Here is a 21,586-nt window from a genome sequence, read left to right on the forward strand (position 1 = left end):
CCCTCCGTTTCGCCCTACACCTCGTTGACCAGCTTGAATACCTTCTCCTTCTCGCCTTTCAGGAAATGGACGATGTTCTCGCAGCTCAAACGCTCCAAGTCTTCGATAGCCGTGGTCGAGTAAAACGCAGAATGGGGCGTGATGATGACGTTGTCGCGCCCCACCAGCTTGTTCGCGGCCAAGTCGGGCGTCTCGTCGTACAGCACGTCCGCGCCGAACGCACGGAGCTTGCCCGCATCGAGCGCGTCCACAAGCGCTTCCTCATCAACGCACAGGCCGCGGCCCAGGTTGATGAAGATAGGGCGTCGCGCCATCGCGTCGAACGCCGCCTCGTCGAAAAAGCGCACGTTGTCATCGGTCAAGCACATGTGGTTCACGATGATATCGGCCTGAGACAGCAGCTCTTCCTTGCTTACGCGCGTCACTCCACGCTCGGCGAATGCAGCGTCGTCAGCGTGCGGATCGCAGGCTATCACGCGCTTCACGAGGCCCATCGCCTTCTCGGCCGTGCATTTGCCGATCTTGCCGAACCCGACGATGCCCAGCACCTGATCCTCCAGACGCGGCCACTGGGGCGCCGCGGCGTAATCCCACTTGTGCCGCTCGTCGATCTCCCTCTGGTAGAACTTGAAGTGCTTGTTGAGCGCGCCCATGTACGCGATGGCGCTCTCGGCCACGTCCCACGTGCAGTACTCGCCCACCGGGCAGACCCCGATGCCTCGCTTCGTGGCCTCGTCCAGGTCAACCTGGTCGAACCCGGTAGAGTTCAGCGAAACCACCTTGAGCTTCGGCGCGCGATCCATAGCCTCGGCATCCACCGTAACGAACGCCGTCAGCAACGCGTCGGCATCGGCCACATGCTCGTAGAATTCATCACGCTTATCGTCCTCGTACTCGAGAACCTCGACCTCCACGTCCTCGCCCAGACCCGCGCGCAGGGTTTCGATCTCCAACGCGTGGTCGGGCATCATGCAATCGGCGTGATCGCAGATGAGAACCTTCATGGCAACCCTTCTTTCGTCTCGACGAAGTTACGGACGCTCGATGGGCTGGGTCAGGCAGTGAGGACCGCCGCCCGCATGCAGGATCTGATCGAGCGGCACGTCGATCACGTCCAAGCCCAGCGCGCGCATCTTGTCGTTGATGTGCTTGTTCTTCTCGATTGCCACCACTTTGCCGTTGCCGATGCACTGCACGTTGCAGCCGTGCTTGTACATATCTTCGCTGGCAACGGGGATCAGTTCGAAATTGCGACGCTTCAGCATTTGCAGGAAGTTGTAGGGCAGCTGGTCGATGCAAGCCAGCGCCACCTGCGGGGCCACGATGTTGAAGATCATATCGAGATGCAGGTTGTCCGGCGGGCACGGCACGCCCACCACGGTGTAGCCGAACTTCTGCAGCTGGTCGCGCAGGTTGTCCACGCCGGCTTGGTCGGTACGGTCCACCTGGCCGAACGCCAGCGTGTGCTCGTCGATCATCCAGAAGTCGCCGCCCTCCATGCAGCCCGCGTTCACGCGCGCCACGATGGGAACGCCCATCTCCTTCAGCTTCTCCTCGTACGCCACGGCCTCCACCTGACGGACCGGGTGGCGGAAGTGGCCGATCACGGCGCCTTCCTTGATCATGCAACCGTAGTCGCGGGCGAACGTCATCACCTCGAACTCGGGGCGCGCCTCCACTTCGACCACTTCGATACCGTTGTCTTTGAACGCATCCACCAGCATCTGCCACTCGGCAACCATGACGTCGTTCTTTTCCTGGTCGCCCTTCTTCATCCACTCGGCAGTGATCACGTTGATGCCGTTGAACTGGTAGTATCGCGGCGAGCACATCATCACTTTCTTCAGGGGGTTCGTTGCGTTGGACACGTAGACCTTCTCTTCTTCAGCCATGATAGGCTCCTTTCGTTTGACAGGTTGTTTGGGAAGCAGTTTGAGAAGCCGGAGCGCGCGGGGCGCCCCGGGGGGCAGCGCGGAGGGTTACAGCATCACGGCCACGGTGAGGAACACGCAGCACACCAGGAACAGGAAGCCCACGATGGGAGCGGCGCGCTTCACCCAGTCGCCGTAGCTCATGTGGGCGGCCGAGGTGCAGGTCATCACCACGATGGACGTAGGCGAGATCATCTTGGCCAGGCCCAGCGCCATGCAGTAGATGGTCACCATGATGGCCACGTCCACGCCGGCGAACTGCGACAGCGCCGCCATGATGCCCATGGTCGCGGCCGCCAGCCCCGTCGACGACGGGATGAGGCACGCGATGAGGAAGTAGCAGACCAGCGCCACGATGACGAAGGCGACGGGAGGCAGGGCCGACAGCGTGCTCTCGCACATGTGCAAGATAGTGGGCGTGATCTGCCCGCCGTCCATCACCACTTGGATGCCTCGCGCCAGCGGCACGACGAACGCGGTGGACACGAGCCCGGCAGCGCCCTTGATCAGCGTGTCGATGATCTTATCGGCCTTGTAGCGCATGACGATGCCCGCGAGCAGCGTCATCACCATCACGAGCATGGCGATCTCGGGGAAGTACCACGAACCGAACGGCGTGATGTCGCTGCCCAACACCTCGCGCAGCACCGGCGTGACGCCGATCCACGACACGAACTGCTCGAAGAACGTCCAATCAGGGTTGATGGAAGTCCACGGCACGCACCCCACCACCATGATGGCGAACGTGAGGACGAAGATGGCCAGCACGCCCTTCTGACGGCCGGACAGCTCCAGGTTCTCGTCAGCCGAGACCGGGAACTCGATAAGATCGAGCTTGCGACGGAAGAACTGGACCGACTTCTCGGGATGAGCCTTCACCTTGTCGGCGTAGCGGTTGATGATGAAGATGACGAGTCCCGTGAACACCACCAGCATCAGCACACGCATGCCCATGCCGTCGCCGGCCGAGATGCCTGCGATGCCCGACGCGATGCCCGTGGCGAACGGGTTCACCGTCGAGGCCAGGCAGCCGGCCTGCGTGCCCAGCACCACGATCATGATGGCCACCACGGTGTCCAGCCCCAGCGCCAGGATCACCGGCACGAACATGAGGAAGTACACGATTCCTTCCTCGTAGGCGCCCTCCAAGGTGCCGAGGAACGACATGAGGCATACAAGGATGGCGATAAGCAGGTGCATGTTGTTCTGGTTCTTCATGGTGATGCGCTTGAGCGCCGTCTTCACCGCACCGGTTTCCTCCATCATCTCGAGGAAGCTGCCGAACAGCAAGATGGTCAGCGAGATGGCGATGGCGCCGCTGATGGCGCCCGAACCCAGCATGCCCGTGATGGGCGCCATGAACACGTCCCACAACCCTTGCGGGTTGGACTCCACGATGTGGTACGTCCCCGAAATAGCGTCGCCGTTGGCGTTCAGCTCGTACGCGCCGCCCGGCACGAACCAGCTGAGCACGGCGATGAAGCAGATGACCCCGAACAGGATGACGTAGGTGTTCGGCATCTTGAATTTCTTCTTGCCCTTCTCGGGCTCGTTGTCTGGCATGGATGCTCCTCTCCTCGACGCTTCCGGCACAGCGGGGCGCAGCTGCCCAAGGGTGCCGCAGAAGCGGCATCCTCGCAGACCGAGCCTGCCGTGCGACCCTGCGCAGAGCCGCACGGCGTACCGGGAAGCGTGTTTAGACGCAGGGGATGTACAGATCGCCCAGGGTGGCCGCCATGATGGCCTTGATGGTGTGCATGCGGTTCTCAGCCTGCTGGAACTGGCGGCCGTGGTCGGAGTAGAACACCTCGTCGGTAACTTCCATCTCCTTCACGCCGAAGCGCTCGGCCATATCGGCGGCGTACTCGGTCTCCGCATTATGGAAGGCCGGCAGGCAGTGCAGGAAGATGTAGTCCGGGTTCTTCACATGGGACAGCAGCTCAGCGTTCACCTGGTAGGGCGACATGAGCTTCACGCGCTCAGCGAACTGAGACTCCTCGCCCATGGCCGCCCACACGTTCGTGTAGATGGCGTCGGCATTCTCCACCGCCTCCACCGGGTCGTTCGTCACCGTGATGGTAGCGCCGCTCTCGGCGGCGAAGGCCCGCGCCACCTCGACGATGGCCGGGTCGGGCTCGAGTTCGGCCGGCGTGGCGTTCACGTAGTTCACGCCCAGGATGGCGCTGGTGATCATGAGGGAGTTCTGCACGTTGTTGCGTCCCTGGCCGCAGTAGGCCAGCGTGAGGCCCTCCAGCGTGCCGAAGTTCTCCTTCATGGTCATGAAGTCGGCCAGCATCTGGGTGGGATGCTCCTTGTCGGTGAGGCCGTTCCACACCGGCACGCCGCTGTACTTCGCCAGATCCTCGACGTGCTCCTGCTTGAAGCCGCGGAACTCGATGCCGTCGAACATGCTGCCCAGCACCAGCGCGGTGTCGCGCACCGTCTCCTTCTTGCCCAGCTGGATGTCGTTCTTGCCCAGATACTCGGGGTGCGCGCCCAGGTCGATGCACGCGGTGGTGAACGCGGCGCGGGTGCGGGTGGACGTCTTCTCGAACAAGAGCGCGATGTTCTTGCCTGCGAGGTAGCGATGCTCGACGCCCCGCTTCTTCAGGTCTTTGAGATGTTCGGCGAACCCGATGAGGTACATCAGCTCGTCTTTCGTGTAGTCCCTCGTGGAGAGGAGGCTGCGTCCCCGGAATACCGACTCGGTCATGTGAAGCTCCTTTCGATGGATGCTCTTGCGCCCTAATCCCCGACGGACGCCGCGCCCGATGGTGCGACCCCTCCTGGCAGGCCAGGTTACGAGAAGCATCATACGCAGCGGCGAGAGGGAGCCCCTCTGGACAGTCGGACAAAACCCGAGCCGCGCGCTTTGTCCGACCGAACAAGGGACACAGGGCAACGGGAATCTAGGATGAAAGCGCGCAAGCGGGTTCTTCCAACGGAGCGGGGGTCGCAGATGGTTCTATCGCCTATCGACTACGTCATCATCGCGTTGTACTTCATCGTCATCGTGGCCATCGGCTTCATCGCGGCGCGGTTCGCGAAAACGAAGGAAGATTACCTCGTGGCCGGCAGGCGGCTGTCGTTTCCCCTGTTCTTCGGCTGCATGGCCGCGCTCACGCTGGGCGGCGGCTCCACTATCGGCAGCGCCCAGCTGGGCTACGAGTTCGGGCTCGGCGGCATCTGGCTCAACCTGAGCATCGGACTGGAGCTCGTCGCGGCCGGCTTCCTGGTTACCAGCAAGCTTTCGAAGCTGCGCGCTCTCAGCGTGAACGAGGTGGTGGAGAGCAGCTACGGCCCCATCGCCCGCGTGTTCAGCTCGGCGCTCACGCTCATCTACACGCTCACGCTGAGCGTGGTGCAGGTCATCTCCATCGGCACCATCATCAACGGCGTGACGGGCATCGACGCCACGCTGTCCATGCTGGTAGGAGGCGGCATCGTCATCCTGTACACGTTCGTGGGAGGCATGTGGTCGGTCACCATGACCGACATCGTGCAGTTCGTGGTGAAAACGGTGGGCATCCTCATCCTGGCCCCCATCTTTTGCATCTCGGCGGCGGGCGGCTGGGACGCGCTCGTCAGCAAGGTGCCCGAGACGTACCTGTCGGTGGGCAGCATGGGCTTCGACAAGAGCTTCGCCTACATCGTGCTGTACGTGCCAGGGCTCATCATCGGCCAGGACATCTGGCAGCGCATCTTCACCGCGAAGAACGAGAAGGTGTCGAAAACGGGCACCGTCTGCGCGGGCGTGTACAGCGTCTTCTACGCGTTGGCCACCGTCGTCATCGGCATGAGCGTGTTCGTGCTGCTGCCCCATCTGGACAACCCGCAGAACGCGTTCGTGGTGGGCGTGTCCACGTTCTTGCCGGTCGGGGTGCGCGGGCTGATCTTGGCGGCGGCGATGGCGGCCACGATGTCGGTGTCGAGCGGCACCATCCTGGCATCGTCCACCATCCTATACAACGACCTGTACCTGCGATTCGTTCGCAAGGGGGCGGCCCGGAGGACGACGCATCTCAAGGAAGTGACCATCACGCGTCTGTTCGCCCTGCTCATCGGCGTGGTGGTGATGGTGTGCTCGCTGTGGATCAACGACGTGCTGGTGGGCATCGACATCTGCTACGGCTACCTGTCGGGCTGCGTGTTCGTGCCGCTGGTGGCCAGTTTCGTGCTCAAGCGGTTCAGCCCGAAGGCAGGGCTGTACGCGCTGGGCGCGAGCACTGTGGCGGTGACGGGCTGCTTCGTCGTCGTGGGAACAGCAAGCTCAGTCCCCATCGTCGCAGGCATGGCGTCGGGGCTCGTAGCGTACGCAGCGGCGAACCTTCTCAGCAAGCAGAAGGTGCCCTCGCCGTTTGAATGAGGCGTGAACCCGTTCCCTTGCCTCACCCCAACTCGGGCAGGAACACCAGGCTGAGCAGGTTAATGAACACCTTGTCGTCCTCATGGGGAATGCCCAACACGGCCTTCATCTTGCGCATGCGGTAACGCACGGTGTTCGGATGCTGGTGAAGCTCCTCGGCGATAGCCTTCACGTCGCCGTGCCAGTTCACCAGCGCCTCGGCCGTACGCACGAGCTCGGTACCGTGCTCGTCGTCATAGCCGGCCAGCATCGAGCGGTACAGCTCGCTCGCGCTCATGAACAGGCGGTCGTAGCGCGCGGCGCTGGCGAATGCCGACAGGTGCAGGCCCGACCAACGCGCCAGCTGCTCGCCGTGGCGCTGCGCACTCGCGGCTGCGGCAAGCGCCTGGCGGATAGCCAGGTCGCCATCGCACAGGTGCACCGCCTCGCTCACGCCGCAGTGCAGGCTGCCTTCCACCGAGGTCACGGCGATGCAGCGGCGCTCGGCGGCCGCCCGCTCCTCATCGCTGGCCGAGCCGTAGGATACGAACGCCAGGATATGATCGCGGTAGCGGCACACGCTGGCCGACTCGACGATCGCGCACCCGTCCCTCACCGTCCCCAGCCCAGAGGACACCGAGTCGAGCATGGCGTAGAATGAGCACGGGTCGCCCGCGCGCAGGGCGAACGCGAAGCACTGCAGCTTCGAGCCCGTCACGCCCACGAGCGCGCTCAGCCTCGTACGCACCCGGTCGCCGTCGTGGGCGGTCAGCAGCTCGTCGAGGGCCTTGCCCTTGTCCAGCTCGTCGCGATCGCGCTGCAGCAGATCGAGCGATTGGTACGCCACCGTCTCGTGGTAAGCGCCGTCGTACAGATAAAGCGGCACCCCGCGCGCCGTGCTTTCCTTGCGCACGGCGTCGCTGATGGGAGGCTCGTAGACGGTTTTGACGGCGATGGCGGCCACGTCGCGGCGCAGCATCGTCAGCAGCGACTTCTCGGCCATGCCAGGGTTGCCGAACGCGAACCCGAGGTTCGTGAGGATGAGTTCGCCCGCCACGTATACACTGTATTCGTTGTAGTCGGGAGGACAGTCGAGGATGCCCACGTTGCGCACCTCGCGCCGCTCCGCTCCCTCGCAGGGAGCGGCGAGCTCCACGTTCTTGAACGCCGGCAATGCGATAATGTCCGCAACGGTAACCAACAGCCCCTCCGTCCCATCGCGCATGAGAAGCGATCTTCCAAGAAGATGCGATACGGTACGCATGATACCGCATCGCGAGGAGCGCGTACGGACGACCGGCCGCGCTTGACGAGAATTACGCGTGCGAACCGGAAGGCTCCCCCGGCCTCGATCTCGAAGAGGCGACCCTCAGGAGCTAGGTCATCCTGCCGACGTGGCCGCAAAATGCTTCCCATGACAATTTCGCAAGCGTTTTCGAGCTGCTCGCACCCGCAAACACGGGCGTCACCCACCATAATGCCTGGTCGCAACTTCGCTGATTCGAGAATTCGCCAGTTCGTGACGGCAAACTTTGCCATGGGTGCCGCTTTGCGCCCAGCTCCGCATACAGTCCGCAACCGCCCCGAGCGAGAGGCACCCGAACGGGAATCCTTTCGACAGAGGGCGGAAACGTCGCTTCCCCACGCGACCTCACACCTGCGCTTTGCCGGGAACCCTCGTCTTACGAAGACGTAAGCTGAGTGTAAGCGGCGGTCAAGGCGTCCGTCATGCGCTCACGGTATAGTTGAACCCGTGAACGCACGATACGAGGAGATCGCCATGAGCAAACCGTTGAGCATCGCCTGCAAAGCCGTCGGCGCAACCGTCATCATAGGAGCATTCGTGCTGGTGGCCTGTCTGTTCTCGGAGAGCAGCCGCACCATGTATCCGATCAGCCGCACCCGCTGAGCCCCAACCGGAGACCAGCCGCCCGCGCCGCGGAGGCCGTAAAACCCGCGCGCCGCGCGCTCTACCCCTGCTTTTCAGGCATCCTCCACAGCAGCACGAAGCCCAGCACGAACAGCACGGCGATGGACAGCACGCCCAACGACGAGTTGCCCGACAGCTGGGTGAAGAAGCTGACCAGGAACGTGCCCATGACGGCAGCGTACTTGCCGAAGATGTCGAAGAAGCCGTAGTACTCGTTGGCGTGCTCCTTCGGAATGAGCTTGCCGAACTCGCTGCGCGACAGCGCTTGGATGCCGCCCTGGAACAACCCCACGCAGATGGCCAGCATCCAGAACTCCGCGGCCTCGCGCAGGAAGAACGCCGCGAACAGCGTGATGCAGAAGTACGCGCCGATAGCTACCAGCAGCATGCGCTTCGTGCCGAATCTTGTGGACAGACGCCCGTAGGCGATGGCCGACGGGAACGCCACGAACTGCGTCACCAACAGCGCCAAAACCAGCTGCGTCGCATCGATGCCGAGGTCGGTGCCGTAGCTTGTGGACATCTTTATAATGGTGTGCACGCCGTCGATGTAGCAGAAGAACGCTAGCATGAAGTAGCGCAGGCGACGATCCTTCCAAATACGTTTCAGCGTGCGGAAGAGGCCGGCGAACGTGTCGCGGATCAAGCGAGGAGCACGTTCCTTGTAGTGCGTCTGATGCACATCGCGGATAAGGGGCACGCTGAACGCCACCCACCAAACGGCCGTGATCAGAAACGCGATCTTCATCCCGATGTCCATGGGGATACCCACGCTGGGCCCTGCCAGCACCACGATCAGGCACAGGATGAACGGCACGCACGAGCCGATATAGCCCCAGGCGTAACCCTGCGACGACACCTCGTCGTAACGCTCATCGGTGGTGGCATCCACGAGGAACGCATCGTAGAACACCATCGAGCCGTTCAGCATGATGGACGCGACGACGTAGATCACGAGGAAAGCCAGCGCAGCCGACGGGATGCCCAGCGCCGCCAAGGCGATGGCGCCCGTGCCCACGGTTCCGATGAAGAACTTCTTCTTGTTGCCCTTGAGGTCGGCCAGGCTGCCCAGAACCGGCATGAGCAGCGCCAGCAGAAGCGACGCCACCGTCTCGGCATAGCCCCACGCCACCACAACCGACGAACCCGGTTCGGCTAGCGTCTTGAAATACACGGGGATCAGCGCCGTCGCAAGCAGCACGAAGGCCGAATTGCCCACATCGTAGAGGATCCAGCTTTTCTCCTGCTTGGTCAGCTTGCCTGCCATGGCCTTGCCTCTCGTCTCGTTTGCGTCAACTTGGGATTCCTTCTTCACAAGTGCGAAACCGAAGGTTAACAAGTCCCCGCTCATTGTATATGATAGCGCGTAGCGTCACCGGTAAAATTCAAGTCAGAACGGAGCGTCATCCCCATGCCCGCACTCATCACCCACGACTTCTTCGGGCGCGACGTCTACGACCGCCTGTACACCTTCATAGGCGGCTCGCGCGACGAAGCCGACGCCTTCCTGTTGGGCAACCAAGGCCCCGACCCTCTGTTTTACCTGGTACTCAGTCCGCAGTTGCGCGCGCACAACCGACTGGGCTCGACTATGCACAACAAAAAGCCCAGCGAGCTTCTAACCGCGCTCAAAAACTCACTCGGCATCCTCAACAGCGCCGAGCGCGAAGTGGGTCGCGCCTACGCGCTGGGTTTCCTCTGCCACTACACGCTGGACTCCACGATGCACCCGTTCGTGTACTTCCACGAGTACCGGCTGTGCGACGCCGGCGTTCCAGGCCTGACGCGCGCCGACGGAAGCGAAGTGCACGGCACGATCGAGAGCGAACTGGACGAACTGGTTCTGTTTGAGAAGCGCGGCGAGACCATCGCCACGTTCAACCCCTCCGCCGAAATCCTCAACGCCAGCAACTTCGCGCTGCACGTCATCTCGAAGATGTACGCCTACGTCGCCCTCACCGTGTACGGCGAGATCGTCCCCGCCGACCTGTTCGAGACGGCCGTCAAGGACTTCCGCGTGGCGCAGCGCGTGTTCTACTCGCCCTCCGGCCGCAAGCGCGCCCTCTTCGGGCGCGTCGAAGAACTGCTGCGCCCCTTCTCGTTCTACAAGTCGATGAGCCACCGCCCCGTCGCGCTTACCGAAAGCCAGTTCGACAACCGTGCCCGCGAGGCGTGGGAGAACCCGTTCACGGGAGACATGAGCACCGCAAGCTTCTGGGATCTCTTCGATGAGGCGCTGGGAAAAGCGCAAGACAACCTGTTCGCATTCGACGAGGACGGATTCGATCTCGCAGCAGCGCGCGCCATCACCAACGAGCGAGACTTCTCGGGCGAACCCGTTGTGGCGCTCGTGGTGTCGGTCGAGGACGGCGCTGCCGACGCGCAGCCGCAGCCCGCCGACGAAGCGTAAGCGCCCCATGCTGGACGTCGCCCTCACCATCCCCTTCTGGCTGGAGCTTGCCGCTGCGCTGACCGGCGGCTTGTCCGGCGCCATGAGCGCGGTGCGCGCACGCTACGATATATTCGGCGTGGCGTGCATCGCCATCATCACCGGTTTGGCCGGCGGCATCATGCGCGACATCCTGCTGCAGAACTACGGTATCTACGCGTTCCAGAAGCCTACGCTGATCATCGCCTGCGCCATCGCGGGCGTGGTGGTGTTCTACTTCGGTAAGCTGGCCACCTATCTCGACCCCATCGTCGACTTGTTGGACAACCTGTCGGTAGCGCTGTGGGCCGTGATCAGCGTGAGCAAGAGCCTGTCGGCGGGGCTCGACATCATCCCGTCCATCATCCTGGGCACCATCACCGCCGTGGGCGGCGGCATCCTGCGCGACATCTGCATGAACCGCGAGCCCGAGGCGTTCCAGGCCGGCGCGCTGTACGGCAGCGCCGCGCTGGTGGGCTGCATCGTGTACGCGTTGATGAGCCAGAACCACATCCTGGACAACTACGCCGCGCTGTCCTGCGTGGTGCTGGTGCTGGGGCTGCGCTACGCGTCGCTATTCTTCGGCTGGCGCACGAAGCCGCCGCGCGACTACTCCGACGTGGTGACCCGCGCGGTATCGAAGCCGGTACGCTCGGTGGCGAATCGCGTGCGACCGCCCAAGGGCAAGGTGGAGCGCGACAAGGAGCGGCACGGTTACGAGAAGCTGCGTGCGTTCTGGGCGCGCATGAACGGCGAGTACGTGGCCGAGCGCAGCAAGGACGACAAGCTTGCCGCATCCGACTCGCAAGCGGCCAGATCGTCGGCCGGCACCGCCGCAGCCAGCGACCCCAGCGACCGCATCATCGTGGACCGCGAGGAGCTCCACCGCATCATGGGCGGCGAAGAAGAGAAACCTCGCGACCCCTTCGAGCCAAGAAGCTAAAACCAAGCCACCGTGTCCAGCGCGTGTCAAAGGGACGGGGGATCTGACACGCTCGCGACACCGCGCCTCGCAAAACGGGAAAAAGCGTGTCAAATCCCCCGTCCCTTCGACACGCTTTCCTTCGGTTACACGTTCTTCAGCAGGATGGAGTTCATCGTGTCGGCGGCGTGCTCGCACGAGTCGCAGCACTTCTCCATACGGTCGAATATCTGCGACCACACCAGCACGCGCATGGGGTTCTCGCGGTCGTGCGTATGCAGTTTGCGAATGACCGTCATGTACAGCTGATCGGCCTCTTCCTCGTAATCGTTCACGTCGATGATGAGCTGCTTGAACATCTTGGACTTCTTGAAATTGCGGAAATCCTCCATGGCCTTGTCCAGCGCCACGCAGCTCTTCTTGATGAGGTGAGCGAACTCCAGCGCATCATGATGGATGAAATGCACGTCGTACATGTAGAAGCGTTGCATGACGTCTTCGATGTAGTCGATGATGTTGTCGAGGTACTGGGACATGTTGATGATGTCCTCGCGCTCGATAGGCGTGATGAAATCGGTAGCAACCGTCTTGAAGATGGCGTGGTTGATCTCGTCGCCCTTGTGCTCCAGCTCGTGCGCGCGCTCCATGACCTCTTTGAGATGCTCCGCCTCGGTGAAGCTTTCGATGGCCTCGATCAGCAGCTCGGCTTCCTGAACGGCAACTTCCGTCTGTTTCTCGAACGCATCGAAATAATCGAACTTGTCCCTCTTGCCCACAGGGTCCTCCTTTACGAGAACATTAAGAACAGGTGGGCGAACGCGAATCCGAGCAGACCGCACCCCGGAAACGTCAGCACCCACGTTTTCACCATATCGATTGCAATTCCCCACTTCACCGCGCTTTTCCGCTTCGCTGCGCCCACGCCCATGATGGCGGTCGTATTCGTGTGCGTCGTGGAAACCGGCAAGCCGGCAAAGGTGGAGAGCATAAGGCAGAAAAACGTTGCCACGCTGGCGGCGAATCCTTGGAACGGCTCGAGCTTCACCATATCCAGGCCGACGCTTTTTATGATGCGCTCGCCGCCGACGGCGGTGCCCAACCCCATGTTGAGCGCGCAGAAGAACATGAGCCAGATGGGCAGGATCATTTGATCGGCCTGCCCCACGCCCGTGGCCAACGTGATGGCCAGCACGAAGATGCTCATGAATTTCTGGCCGTCCTGCGCGCCGTGCATGAACGCCACGCCCGCGCCCGAGGCCACCTGAGCCCAACGGAAGAAGCGCGAAGTCTTCTTGCGATCCATGTTGCGGCAGACGCGTCCAAGCGCTTTGGAGTTCAGCCAACCCAGAAAGAAGCCCAGCAGCGTGGACAAAAGAATGCCGTACACCACCTTGATCCACTCCGCGCCGTTGATGGCGTCGAAGCTGCCCTGCAGCGCGATGGCCGCGCCCGTGAGGCCGGCGATCAGCGAATGGCTTTGGCTGGTGGGAATGCCGAAATACCAGGCCACGGTGCCCCACACGATGATGGCCACCATGGCGGCCATGAGAGCGATGAGCGACTGCTGGGAGTCGCCTCCGAAATCGACCATATTGAATATGGTATGCGCAACGGCGGCGGTAAACAGAGAAACCACCAGCAGCCCCAGGAAGTTGCAGACAGCCGCCATGACGATGGCGGGCTTCGGCTTCATAGCCCTTGTCGATACGACGGTTGCGATCGCGTTCGGAGCGTCCGTCGCCCCATTCACGACGATGACGCCGATGTTGAGCAGGGTCACAACCACGAGGACCGGGTTGGACGCGAGCCCAGCGATGAACGAAGCCCACTCTATGGTCACGAAATCCCTCTCGACAACAACAGCAAAAAGGTTCAGCATTCCCCAGTTTAACGTAAATCTAACAAAGCGAAAGGGGCTCTTTTCTCTTTTCACGTTGGATTACGGGCGAAACGGCAAAATACAGGTAAAGTCACGCCCCGGCACCGCCTACAGGTAAAACCCCTGCAATCGGTAGGAGTTAACCCCCGCTCTATCGATACGTGATAAAGTAACCGTTACGCAAGAAGAGGTTTCCGCGTCGCCGCGTCGCAAGCACGGCTCGACGACGCCTGGGGGGAGGAAATCGAAATGAGAAGGCGCTTCCAGCTGCCCTTGCAGACCGCGGATCTGATCGCCGGATTCATGGTGTGGGTCATCCTGTCGTCGCTGCTTCCGTACATCAAGCAGGACGTCTATATCCCTCCCGACCAGATAGCCCTCGTCACCGCCATTCCCGTGGTGCTGGGATCGGTGCTGCGCGTACCCTTCGGCTACTGTGCCAACCTGTTCGGCGCGCGCGCCGTGTTCCTGACCAGCTTCATCGTGCTCGTGGTGCCCGTATGGTTTTTGAGCGAGGCCACCACGTATCAGGGATTGCTCATAGGCGGGACGTTTCTGGGCATCGCCGGCGCAGTGTTCTCGGTGGGCGTCACCTCACTGCCGAAGTACTACCCGAAGGAGCGCCACGGCTTCGTGAACGGGGTATACGGCTTCGGCAACATGGGAACGGCGCTGACCACCTGGTTGGCGCCCGTGGCCGCGGTTGCCTTCGGTTGGCGCATGGCCGTCAAGCTGTACCTCGTGCTGCTGGCGGCGTTCATCGTGCTGAACTTCGTGCTGGGCGATCGCGACGAACCGCGTGTGAAGACGCCGGTCATGGAGCAGCTGCGCGCCGTCTGGAGCGACGCGCGCCTGTGGTTCCTGTCGCTGTTCTACTTCGTGACATTCGGCGCTTTCGTAGCCTTGACCGTGTACCTGCCGAACTTTCTCACGTCGCACTACGGGATGGACGGCGTGTCGGCAGGCGTGGCCACCTCGGTGTTTATCGTGGCGGCGGCCGCCATCCGCGTGCTGGGCGGCTGGCTGGGCGACCGGTTCGACTGTTATCGGCTGCTGGCCCTCGTGTTCGCAGGCCTCGCCGCAGGCGCCGCGGTGCTGGCCACGGCACCGGGGCTGCCCGTGTACCTGGCGGGCATCTATCTGGTCAGCATCGCATGCGGCATCGGCAACGGCGTGGTGTTCAAGTTGGTGCCTGCGTACTTCACGAAGCAAGCCGGGATTGCCAACGGCATCGTGGCCATGATGGGCGGCCTGGGCGGCTTCTTTCCGCCGCTCGTGCTGTCGGCATCGACGCTGCTGTTCAGCACGAGCGTCCCCGGATTTGCCGCCTTCGGCGCCTTCGCCCTCGCCTGCCTGGCGATTTCGCTGGTCATGAGGAGGAAGACTCGGTCATCCTGAGGGCACGGAGCGCGCAATCCGTCTCCTGAGCGTAAGCCGCGACCCCCTACGCGTAGTAAGCGAACACCCTTTTGCGTTCGTTGCCGATCTTGGTGGTGCTGTTGTGGCCGGGCAGGACCACCGTCTCGTCGGGCAGCACGGCCAGGCGCTTCAGCGAGCGGCGCATAGCGTTCATGTCGCCTCCCTGGAAATCCGTACGGCCAATGGAGCCGCAGAACAGCGTGTCGCCCGAAATCAGCACCGGCGCGCCTTCAGGGTTCGTGCCGAAGCGCGGGTCGATGAACAGGCAGATACCGCCCTCGGTGTGACCCGGCGTCAGGATCACCTTCCACGGCATGTCGCCGATCTTGAGAATGTCGCCGTCGTTCACTACATGATCCACCGGGCACGGCGTGAAGCGCATGTCGTCGCGCGGCAGCTTCTTCTCGCCCGAAATGATGGGCGCGTCGATGGCCGAGGCGATGACCGTGGCGCCGGTCTTGTCGCGCAGCTCCTTCGCAGCGCCCACGTGGTCCGAATGGCGATGCGTGAGGATGATGGCGTCGACCGAGCCCCCCGCCGCCTTGATGATCTCGTCGGGCTTGCACGTGGGATCCACCACGATGGTGGCCTTGCCGTCGGAAATGATGTACACGTTGTTCTCCAGCATGCCGAGCACGAGGTACTCGACGGGCACGCACGTGCCCTTCACCTTATTGGTCATGCGTCGCTCCTAGTCTTTTTCTTGCCGCCGCCGGCCTTGGGAACCATGCGGCGCGCGTCGAACACTCCTTCGATGCCGCGCAGTTTGCTCAGTACGATATCGATATGGTTGATATCGGACACCTGGAACAAAAACCGCATCTCCACCATGCCGTCGCGATGCGACGTGGTGGAGCTGGACAGCACGTTCGCCCCTTGCTCCGACAGGATGATGGCCACGTCGCGCAGCAGGTTCATGCGGTCGAGCGCGTCCAAGAACACCTCCACCTTGAACGACGTGTTCTTCGGCAGATCGTTCTCCCAGGCCACCTCGATGATACGCTCGGGGGTTTGCTTGAGATCCTGAGCGTTCGGGCAGTCGGCGCGGTGCACCGACACGCCGCGGCCGCGCGTCACGAAGCCGAGAATCTCGTCGCCCGGCACCGGGTTGCAGCACCGCGACAGGCGCACCAGCACGTCGTCCACGCCCTTCACCACCACGCCGTTCGACGTGTGCGCCTCGTGCTTCTTCGGCGCCTTCACGCTGGTCAGCATCGGCGGCATCTTGCCGGTGGACATGTCGCCTGCCACGTAGTCCATGGCGGTCTCGGCCTCGTGGCCCTTGTCCACGAGGATCTTCAGCAGACGGTTCGCCACGTGCTGGGCGCTTTCCTTGCCGGTGCCGATGTGCACGAGCATGTCGTCGGCGTCCTTGTAGCCCATGTGGTCGGCCACCGACTTGAGGGCGCGCATCGACTGGGCGCTGGATATGCCCAGACCGTGCTTGCGCATCTCGCGGGTCAGCTTGTCGCGGCCGAATTGCAAATCGTCGCTGCGGCTGACCTTGCTGAAGTACGAGCGGATCTTGCTGCGCGCGCTGGGCGTTTTCACGATGCCCAGCCAGTCGCGCGAAGGGCTGGCGCTTTTCTGCGTGAGGATGTCCACGCGGTCGCCCAGCTGCAGCTCGTAGGTCAGCGGCACGATGGCGCCGTTCACCTTCGCGCCCACGCAGTGGTTGCCCACCTCGGTGTGGATGGCGTAGGCGAAATCGACCGGCGTCGAACCAGCGCGCAGGCTCATGACCTCGCCTTTCGGCGTGAACACGAACACCTCGGTGGGCGCGAGATCCACTTTCAGGTCCTTCAGGAACTCGCGCGAATCCTGCGACTCGTCCTGCCAGTCCACCATCTGGCGCAGCCACGCCAGCTGCTGGTCCAGCGCGTCGCCGCTCTTGCCGCCCTTCTCCTTGTAGCGCCAGTGCGCCGCCACGCCGTACTCGCTTTGCCGGTGCATGTCTTCGGTGCGGATCTGGACCTCCAGCGGACGGCCCGCCGGCCCGATGACCGTGGTGTGCAGGCTCTGGTACATGTTGAACTTCGGCATGGCGATGTAATCTTTGAAACGGCCGGGCATCGGATGCCACAGCGTGTGCACCGCGCCCAGAGCCGAGTAGCAGTCCTTCACCGACTTCACGATAACGCGCACGGCGATGAGGTCGTATATCTCCGAAAAGCCCTTGCCCTTCTTCGTCATCTTCTGGTAGATGGAGTAGAGGTGCTTCGGGCGGCCCATGATCTGCGCCTGGATGTTCACCTTTTCCATCTCGTCGTGCAAGATGGAGATGATCTGGTCGAGATAGCCCTCGCGCTCAGAGCGGCTTTCAGTCACCATGCGGCTGATCTGCTTGAACTTGTTCGGTTCCAGATAGTAGAACGACAGGTCCTCGAGCTCCCACTTGATGTTGTTGATGCCGAGACGGTGCGCGATGGGCGCGTAAATCTCCAGCGTCTCGCGCGCCTTGAAGATGCGGCGGTCTTCACGCAGCGCGCCCAGCGTGCGCATGTTGTGCAGGCGGTCGGCCAGCTTGATGACGATGACGCGGATGTCCTTGCTCATGGCTACGAACATCTTGCGGATGGTGGCGGCCTGCTCGTCGGTGAGGCTTTCCACCTCGATGCGCGTGATCTTCGTCACGCCCTCCACCAGCTGTGCCACCTGGGGATTGAACTCCGCTTCCACCTGGTCGCGCGTCACGCTGGTGTCCTCCACGGTGTCGTGCAGCAGCGCTGCACACAGCGTTTCCACGTCCATGCGCAAGTCGGCCAGGATGATGGCCACCTCCACGGGATGTGCCACGAACGGCTCGCCGCTTTTGCGGCACTGGCCCTCGTGCGCCTCGCTTGCGAATCGGAAGGCCTTCGCCAGCATGGCCTCGTCGTCCTCGGACAGGTACACCGAGGTCAGGCGCTGCAGCTCGGCGAATCGCTCCTCGGGAGTCTTCGGCGCGAGGGCGTCCTTCTTGGCTTCGGGCGCGAACGATTTCTCGGCCACGTGCGGCCGGCCCAGCAGGTTGTCCTCCACGGTCTGCTTGTTCGACGTCGCCTCGGGCGCGCCGCCCAGCAGCTCCTCATGGTTGCTCTTGCCCATTTTGGTCGTCCTCCCTATGCCCTAGCGCTCGCGCGCGTCGCCTGCCGCGTCACCCGGCAAAATGGGCCGCGACACGCGTATATGGAGGGTAGCAGAATCGCTCTTCATCGCCCAGTCCCGGAACGCGTGGAACACCTCGCGCTCCCCCAAACCTTCACGGTAGCGTACGCTGTCCGTCAACTCCACCTTGTCCTGCGTCTCCACCACGTGGATGGAGCGCGCCATGCCGTCGGCGCCGAACGCGGTGTGCGTCTCGATAAGCCCGAGCTCGCGAAACACCGCCACGCCGCACGCTGCCGAGGCGGGGCTGATAGGGAATGCATCGGTGCTGGCCGCCGCGGCCAGATCGGCGTTGCCCATGGTGAAGAAGCACTCGCCCATCTCTCGCTGCAGACTGCGCAGGCGGCGGTACACCTGGGCCAGGCAGTCGTGGTCGGGCGTCATGTCGCGCAGGATGCGCTCGTTGAGCGAGCAGTCGCCGCGGTTGAACAGTAGGTGGATGCCCGCGGGCTTGCCGTCGCGGCCCGCCCGGCCGCTCATCTGGTTGAACTCGATCTCGTTGAACGGCAGGTGGTACAGCACCACGTGGCGGATGTTGGGGATGTCCACGCCCTCGCCGAAAGCGGACGTGGCCACCAGCACCGACAGCGCGTCGGTGCGGAACAGCTCTTCGATGCGCTTGCGCTCGGCGCGTGCGAGGCCCGCGTTGTAGAAGCCGATGAGCGGCGCCAGCTGGGGCACCCGCTTGCGCAGAGCGCGCGCCACGGCAACCGACTGCTCGCGCGAGTTCACGTAGATGACCGTCTTGCCGCCCGACGCGATGAGATTCGCCAGGTAGTCGTCGCGGTTCTTGAGGTTGCGCTGGTCGTCCACCTCGAGGTTGGGACGCGAAGCCGGGTCGTACACGCAGGCGTCCACCGGCAGCTCGCGCTTGATGGCGGCCGCCACCTCGTCGTCGGCCGTGGCCGTAAGCGCCAGCACCGCGGGAGCCTCGCCGCCGGGCCCAGCCAGCTTCGCAATGGCGGCGCCGATGGTGGCGTAGGCCACGCGCTGGCCCGCCTTCGCCAGGCCGATATGGTGCGCCTCGTCCACCACGACGAAGCGCACGCGGCCCGCGGCCGCGAACTCGTCAGCGTGCCACGCAAGGAACTCGGGCGTGGTCAGCACGATGTCGTAGGTGCCGTCGGCCAGGCCCGCGAAGCCCTGGCGGCGCTCGTCGGGCGTGCTCTCGCCCGTCAGCGTGATCACGCCGATACCGAACGCGTCCAGCGCCTCGCGCAGGTGGAACGCCTGATCGGCGATCAGCGCGCGCAGCGGGTACACGAACAGGCTGGCCTCGTGGTTCGCCAGCGCGCGCGTGGCGGCGTGCACCTGGAAGGTCAGCGATTTGCCGCGCCCCGTGGCCATGATGCCCAGCGTGGAGCGCCCGGCGCGCAGATGCGCGAGGATCTCGCGCTGCGCGTCGTGCAGCGGCTTGTCGCCGATGATGGCGCGCACGACGGCCTGCTCGAGCGCCGCGGGGTCTTCCGCGGCCTTGCGCTCCCAGCAGGCGCGGTTCGCCGCGCGGGCCGCCTCGTAGGCCTCCACGTCCTCGGGGCGATGCGGCGCGTTCGCGCACAGCTCGGCGTCGCTCGTGGCGTACAGGTCGGCCACGAAGCTGAGGTTCTCGGGGTTGAGGCAGGCCTCCAGGGCGCCGCAGGTGCGCGCGGGAGCCAGCGACTGCAGCATGGCCTTCACCGACTTGCGGCCGCGCCATTCGTCGATCTGCACCTCGAACGCGGCGTTCACCACGCTGTCGGTGCGCATGAGCGATTCGATGTCCGAGCAGTGGAACATGATGCCCGACACCGTGGCGCGCCCGTCGGACAGCGAGCACGAGAAGTGGTTCTTCTCGGCGCCCACCGCGCGGCAGTTCGCCAGCATCACGTCGCGCGCCAGGTACACGGGCACGGGATGCTCCTGGCCGAACGGCGCCAGCTTGTCCAGTTGCGCCACGTTGTCCAGCGTCAGCTCATCGAGGCTGACGCACGAGTCGATTTCCACGAGCGGATGGAACGCGCCCTCGGGCAGCGCGTCCATGTAGGCGCACAGGCGCCGCTCGAACTCCGGCAGCTTGTCGGCCGGCAGCGTGACGCCCACGGCCGCATCGTGCCCGCCGAAGCGCGTGAGCAGGTCGGATGCGCTTTCCACAGCCGAGAACAGGCTGACCTGGCCCACGCTGCGGCCGCTGCCGCGCGCTTCGTCGCCGTCGATGGTGAACAGCAGGCTGGGCACGCCGTACGTGTTCACCAGGCGGCTTGCCACGATGCCCTTCACGCCCTCGTGCCAGCTCTCGCCCGACACCACCAGCGCGCGCTGGCCGTGGTAGATCTCGGCGGCCTGCGCCTTCGCGATCTCGGACAGCTCGGCTTCGATGGCGCGGCGCTGATCGTTCACCGATTCCAGCTTCGTGGCCAGGCGGTTCGCCTCCTCGAAGTCGTCGGTCATCAGCAGGTCGAGCGCCAGCTGCGCGTCGCCCATGCGGCCGGCGGCGTTGAGGCGCGGGATGACGGAGAAGCTGAGGTTCGTGGCGCTGACGGGCTTGTCGGCCGCGCCGCTGGTGGCCAGCAGCGCGGCGATGCACGGGCGCGGCGCGGCGTTCATGCGCGCGATGCCGTCGGACACGAGGGCGCGGTTCTCGTCGCGCATGGGCATGAGGTCGGCCACCGTGCCCAGCGTGGCGAAGTCGGTGAAGTCGCGCCATAGGTGCGGCTGGCCCAGACGGCCGCCCAGCACCTGCACCAGCTTCAGGGCCACGCCCACGCCCGCCAGGATGGAGCTGGGGCAGTTCGCGTCGCACTTCGGATCGGCCACGGGCACGCCTTCAGGCACAAGGTCCACCGGCTCGTGGTGGTCGGTGATAGCCAGGCCCAGACCCGCCTCCACCACGGCCGCGGCCTCCGCCTTGCAGGCGATGCCGCAGTCCACCGTGACGATGAAGTCGGGGCCGAACGAGCACGCGCGCGTGATGGCGGCCTGCGACAGCGCGTAGCCCTCTTCGAAGCGCAGCGGGATGAACGGCGTGGCCTGCGCGCCGAGGGCGCGCAAACCGCGGGTGAGCACGGTGGTGGCCGAGATGCCGTCGAGATCGAAGTCGCCGAACACGAGGATGTGGTCGCCGCGCTTGACGGCGGCTTCCAGGGCATCGGCCACGTCGGACAGGCCGGGGATGATGTAGGGGTCCAGCCAGTCGCGCTCGAGCGACGGCGCGAGGAAACGGTGAACCGCAGCGGGGTTGTCGATGCCGCGGGCGACCAGCGTCGCTGCGATGAAGCGGGGCAGACCGAGTTCGCGCTCCAGGCGCACGACGGACGCGGGGTCGGCCGCTTTGATCTTGAACTGGGCAGACATGGCTCTCATACCTCACATGCGCGAATTCGAATAGTTCACGTCCCATTGTCCCACAATCGCACGGCGAAGTCACCGGCAAAGGAGCGGGCGGCGCGGGCGGGATCCCGCGATCCCGCATCCCAACCCCAGGATCCCGCGATCCCGCTGCGAACGCACATCTCCGCGACCCCCGCCGACCATACTTCGCCGTTGTGGGCGCAAAACGGCACCCATGACAATTTCCAGCGCGATTCTTCGACGCTTCAACGCCTACAG

16 protein-coding genes are annotated in these 21,586 nt (G+C 63.8%); 5 read left to right on the plus strand and 11 right to left on the minus strand.

Going from position 1 to position 21,586, the window contains the following annotated elements:
* Positions 1-14: 14 nt before the first annotated feature.
* From HMPREF1023_RS12680 to argF, 4 genes are all read right to left on the minus strand, one after another.
* The gene (locus HMPREF1023_RS12680; protein ID WP_009306803.1) at positions 15-1,004 is read right to left on the minus strand and encodes a hydroxyacid dehydrogenase; all 990 of its coding nucleotides are present in this window, start codon (positions 1,002-1,004) and stop codon (positions 15-17) included.
* Between the two features lie 27 nt (positions 1,005-1,031).
* The gene (locus tag HMPREF1023_RS12685) at positions 1,032-1,892 is read right to left on the minus strand and encodes a dimethylarginine dimethylaminohydrolase family protein (RefSeq protein ID WP_009306805.1); all 861 of its coding nucleotides are present in this window, start codon (positions 1,890-1,892) and stop codon (positions 1,032-1,034) included.
* An 87-nt stretch (positions 1,893-1,979) separates the two neighbouring features.
* A complete protein-coding gene (locus tag HMPREF1023_RS12690; protein WP_009306807.1) occupies positions 1,980-3,494 on the minus strand; it encodes a YfcC family protein in 1,515 nt (504 codons plus the stop codon).
* A gap of 133 nt (positions 3,495-3,627) precedes the next feature.
* Entirely contained in the window at positions 3,628-4,644 is a 1,017-nt protein-coding gene (gene argF, locus HMPREF1023_RS12695; protein ID WP_009306809.1) for an ornithine carbamoyltransferase, read from the minus strand.
* A 246-nt stretch (positions 4,645-4,890) separates the two neighbouring features.
* Here argF and HMPREF1023_RS12700 point away from each other — a divergent pair, with 246 nt between their 5' ends.
* Positions 4,891-6,297 (plus strand): sodium:solute symporter, encoded by a 1,407-nt coding sequence (locus tag HMPREF1023_RS12700; protein WP_009306811.1) that lies wholly within the window; start codon positions 4,891-4,893, stop codon positions 6,295-6,297.
* Between the two features lie 22 nt (positions 6,298-6,319).
* On the opposite strand, the gene HMPREF1023_RS12705 is transcribed toward HMPREF1023_RS12700, so the two are convergent.
* Positions 6,320-7,501: a helix-turn-helix domain-containing protein gene (locus HMPREF1023_RS12705; protein WP_009306813.1), complete on the minus strand. Its 1,182-nt coding sequence runs from the start codon at positions 7,499-7,501 to the stop codon at positions 6,320-6,322.
* Between the two features lie 555 nt (positions 7,502-8,056).
* Between HMPREF1023_RS12705 and HMPREF1023_RS16120 the strand changes: the two genes are divergently transcribed.
* A complete protein-coding gene (locus HMPREF1023_RS16120; protein ID WP_009609324.1) occupies positions 8,057-8,185 on the plus strand; it encodes a hypothetical protein in 129 nt (42 codons plus the stop codon).
* A gap of 61 nt (positions 8,186-8,246) precedes the next feature.
* Here HMPREF1023_RS16120 and HMPREF1023_RS12710 read toward each other — a convergent pair whose 3' ends face one another.
* Positions 8,247-9,473 carry an MFS transporter gene (locus HMPREF1023_RS12710; RefSeq protein ID WP_035579014.1) on the minus strand — a complete coding sequence of 409 codons (1,227 nt, stop codon included), beginning with the start codon at positions 9,471-9,473 and terminating at the stop codon, positions 8,247-8,249.
* Between the two features lie 144 nt (positions 9,474-9,617).
* Between HMPREF1023_RS12710 and HMPREF1023_RS12715 the strand changes: the two genes are divergently transcribed.
* Both HMPREF1023_RS12715 and HMPREF1023_RS12720 read left to right on the plus strand, forming a co-directional pair.
* Entirely contained in the window at positions 9,618-10,616 is a 999-nt protein-coding gene (locus tag HMPREF1023_RS12715; protein ID WP_009306818.1) for a zinc dependent phospholipase C family protein, read from the plus strand.
* Between the two features lie 7 nt (positions 10,617-10,623).
* On the plus strand, positions 10,624-11,577 hold the full coding sequence (locus tag HMPREF1023_RS12720; RefSeq protein ID WP_009306820.1) for a trimeric intracellular cation channel family protein: 954 nt from the start codon (positions 10,624-10,626) through the stop codon (positions 11,575-11,577).
* Between the two features lie 125 nt (positions 11,578-11,702).
* Here the strand turns inward: HMPREF1023_RS12720 and HMPREF1023_RS12725 are convergent, their stop codons facing one another.
* Together HMPREF1023_RS12725 and HMPREF1023_RS12730 are read right to left on the minus strand one after the other, a co-directional pair.
* Positions 11,703-12,332 carry a DUF47 domain-containing protein gene (locus tag HMPREF1023_RS12725; RefSeq protein WP_009306822.1) on the minus strand — a complete coding sequence of 210 codons (630 nt, stop codon included), beginning with the start codon at positions 12,330-12,332 and terminating at the stop codon, positions 11,703-11,705.
* Positions 12,333-12,343: 11 nt separating this feature from the next.
* Entirely contained in the window at positions 12,344-13,396 is a 1,053-nt protein-coding gene (locus HMPREF1023_RS12730) for an inorganic phosphate transporter (protein ID WP_009306824.1), read from the minus strand.
* Between the two features lie 288 nt (positions 13,397-13,684).
* Between HMPREF1023_RS12730 and HMPREF1023_RS12735 the strand changes: the two genes are divergently transcribed.
* Positions 13,685-14,833 carry a NarK/NasA family nitrate transporter gene (locus tag HMPREF1023_RS12735; protein ID WP_009306828.1) on the plus strand — a complete coding sequence of 383 codons (1,149 nt, stop codon included), beginning with the start codon at positions 13,685-13,687 and terminating at the stop codon, positions 14,831-14,833.
* A gap of 46 nt (positions 14,834-14,879) precedes the next feature.
* Here HMPREF1023_RS12735 and HMPREF1023_RS12740 read toward each other — a convergent pair whose 3' ends face one another.
* Genes HMPREF1023_RS12740 through recJ form a run of 3 tightly spaced genes read right to left on the minus strand, consistent with a single transcriptional unit; the run spans position 14,880 to position 21,331 of the window.
* Positions 14,880-15,536, minus strand: a complete 657-nt coding sequence (locus HMPREF1023_RS12740; protein ID WP_009306829.1) for an MBL fold metallo-hydrolase — start codon at positions 15,534-15,536, stop codon at positions 14,880-14,882.
* Complete coding sequence (locus HMPREF1023_RS12745; RefSeq protein WP_009306831.1) at positions 15,533-17,941, minus strand: bifunctional (p)ppGpp synthetase/guanosine-3',5'-bis(diphosphate) 3'-pyrophosphohydrolase; 2,409 nt, start codon at positions 17,939-17,941, stop codon at positions 15,533-15,535. The genes HMPREF1023_RS12740 and HMPREF1023_RS12745 overlap by 4 nt, the downstream gene beginning before the upstream one ends.
* A gap of 21 nt (positions 17,942-17,962) precedes the next feature.
* Positions 17,963-21,331, minus strand: a complete 3,369-nt coding sequence (gene recJ, locus HMPREF1023_RS12750) for a single-stranded-DNA-specific exonuclease RecJ (protein WP_009306833.1) — start codon at positions 21,329-21,331, stop codon at positions 17,963-17,965.
* Positions 21,332-21,586 lie beyond the last annotated feature (255 nt).

Origin of the sequence: Eggerthella sp. 1_3_56FAA, from assembly GCF_000185625.1 — a bacterium.
Taxonomy (GTDB): Bacteria; Actinomycetota; Coriobacteriia; order Coriobacteriales; family Eggerthellaceae; genus Eggerthella; species Eggerthella lenta.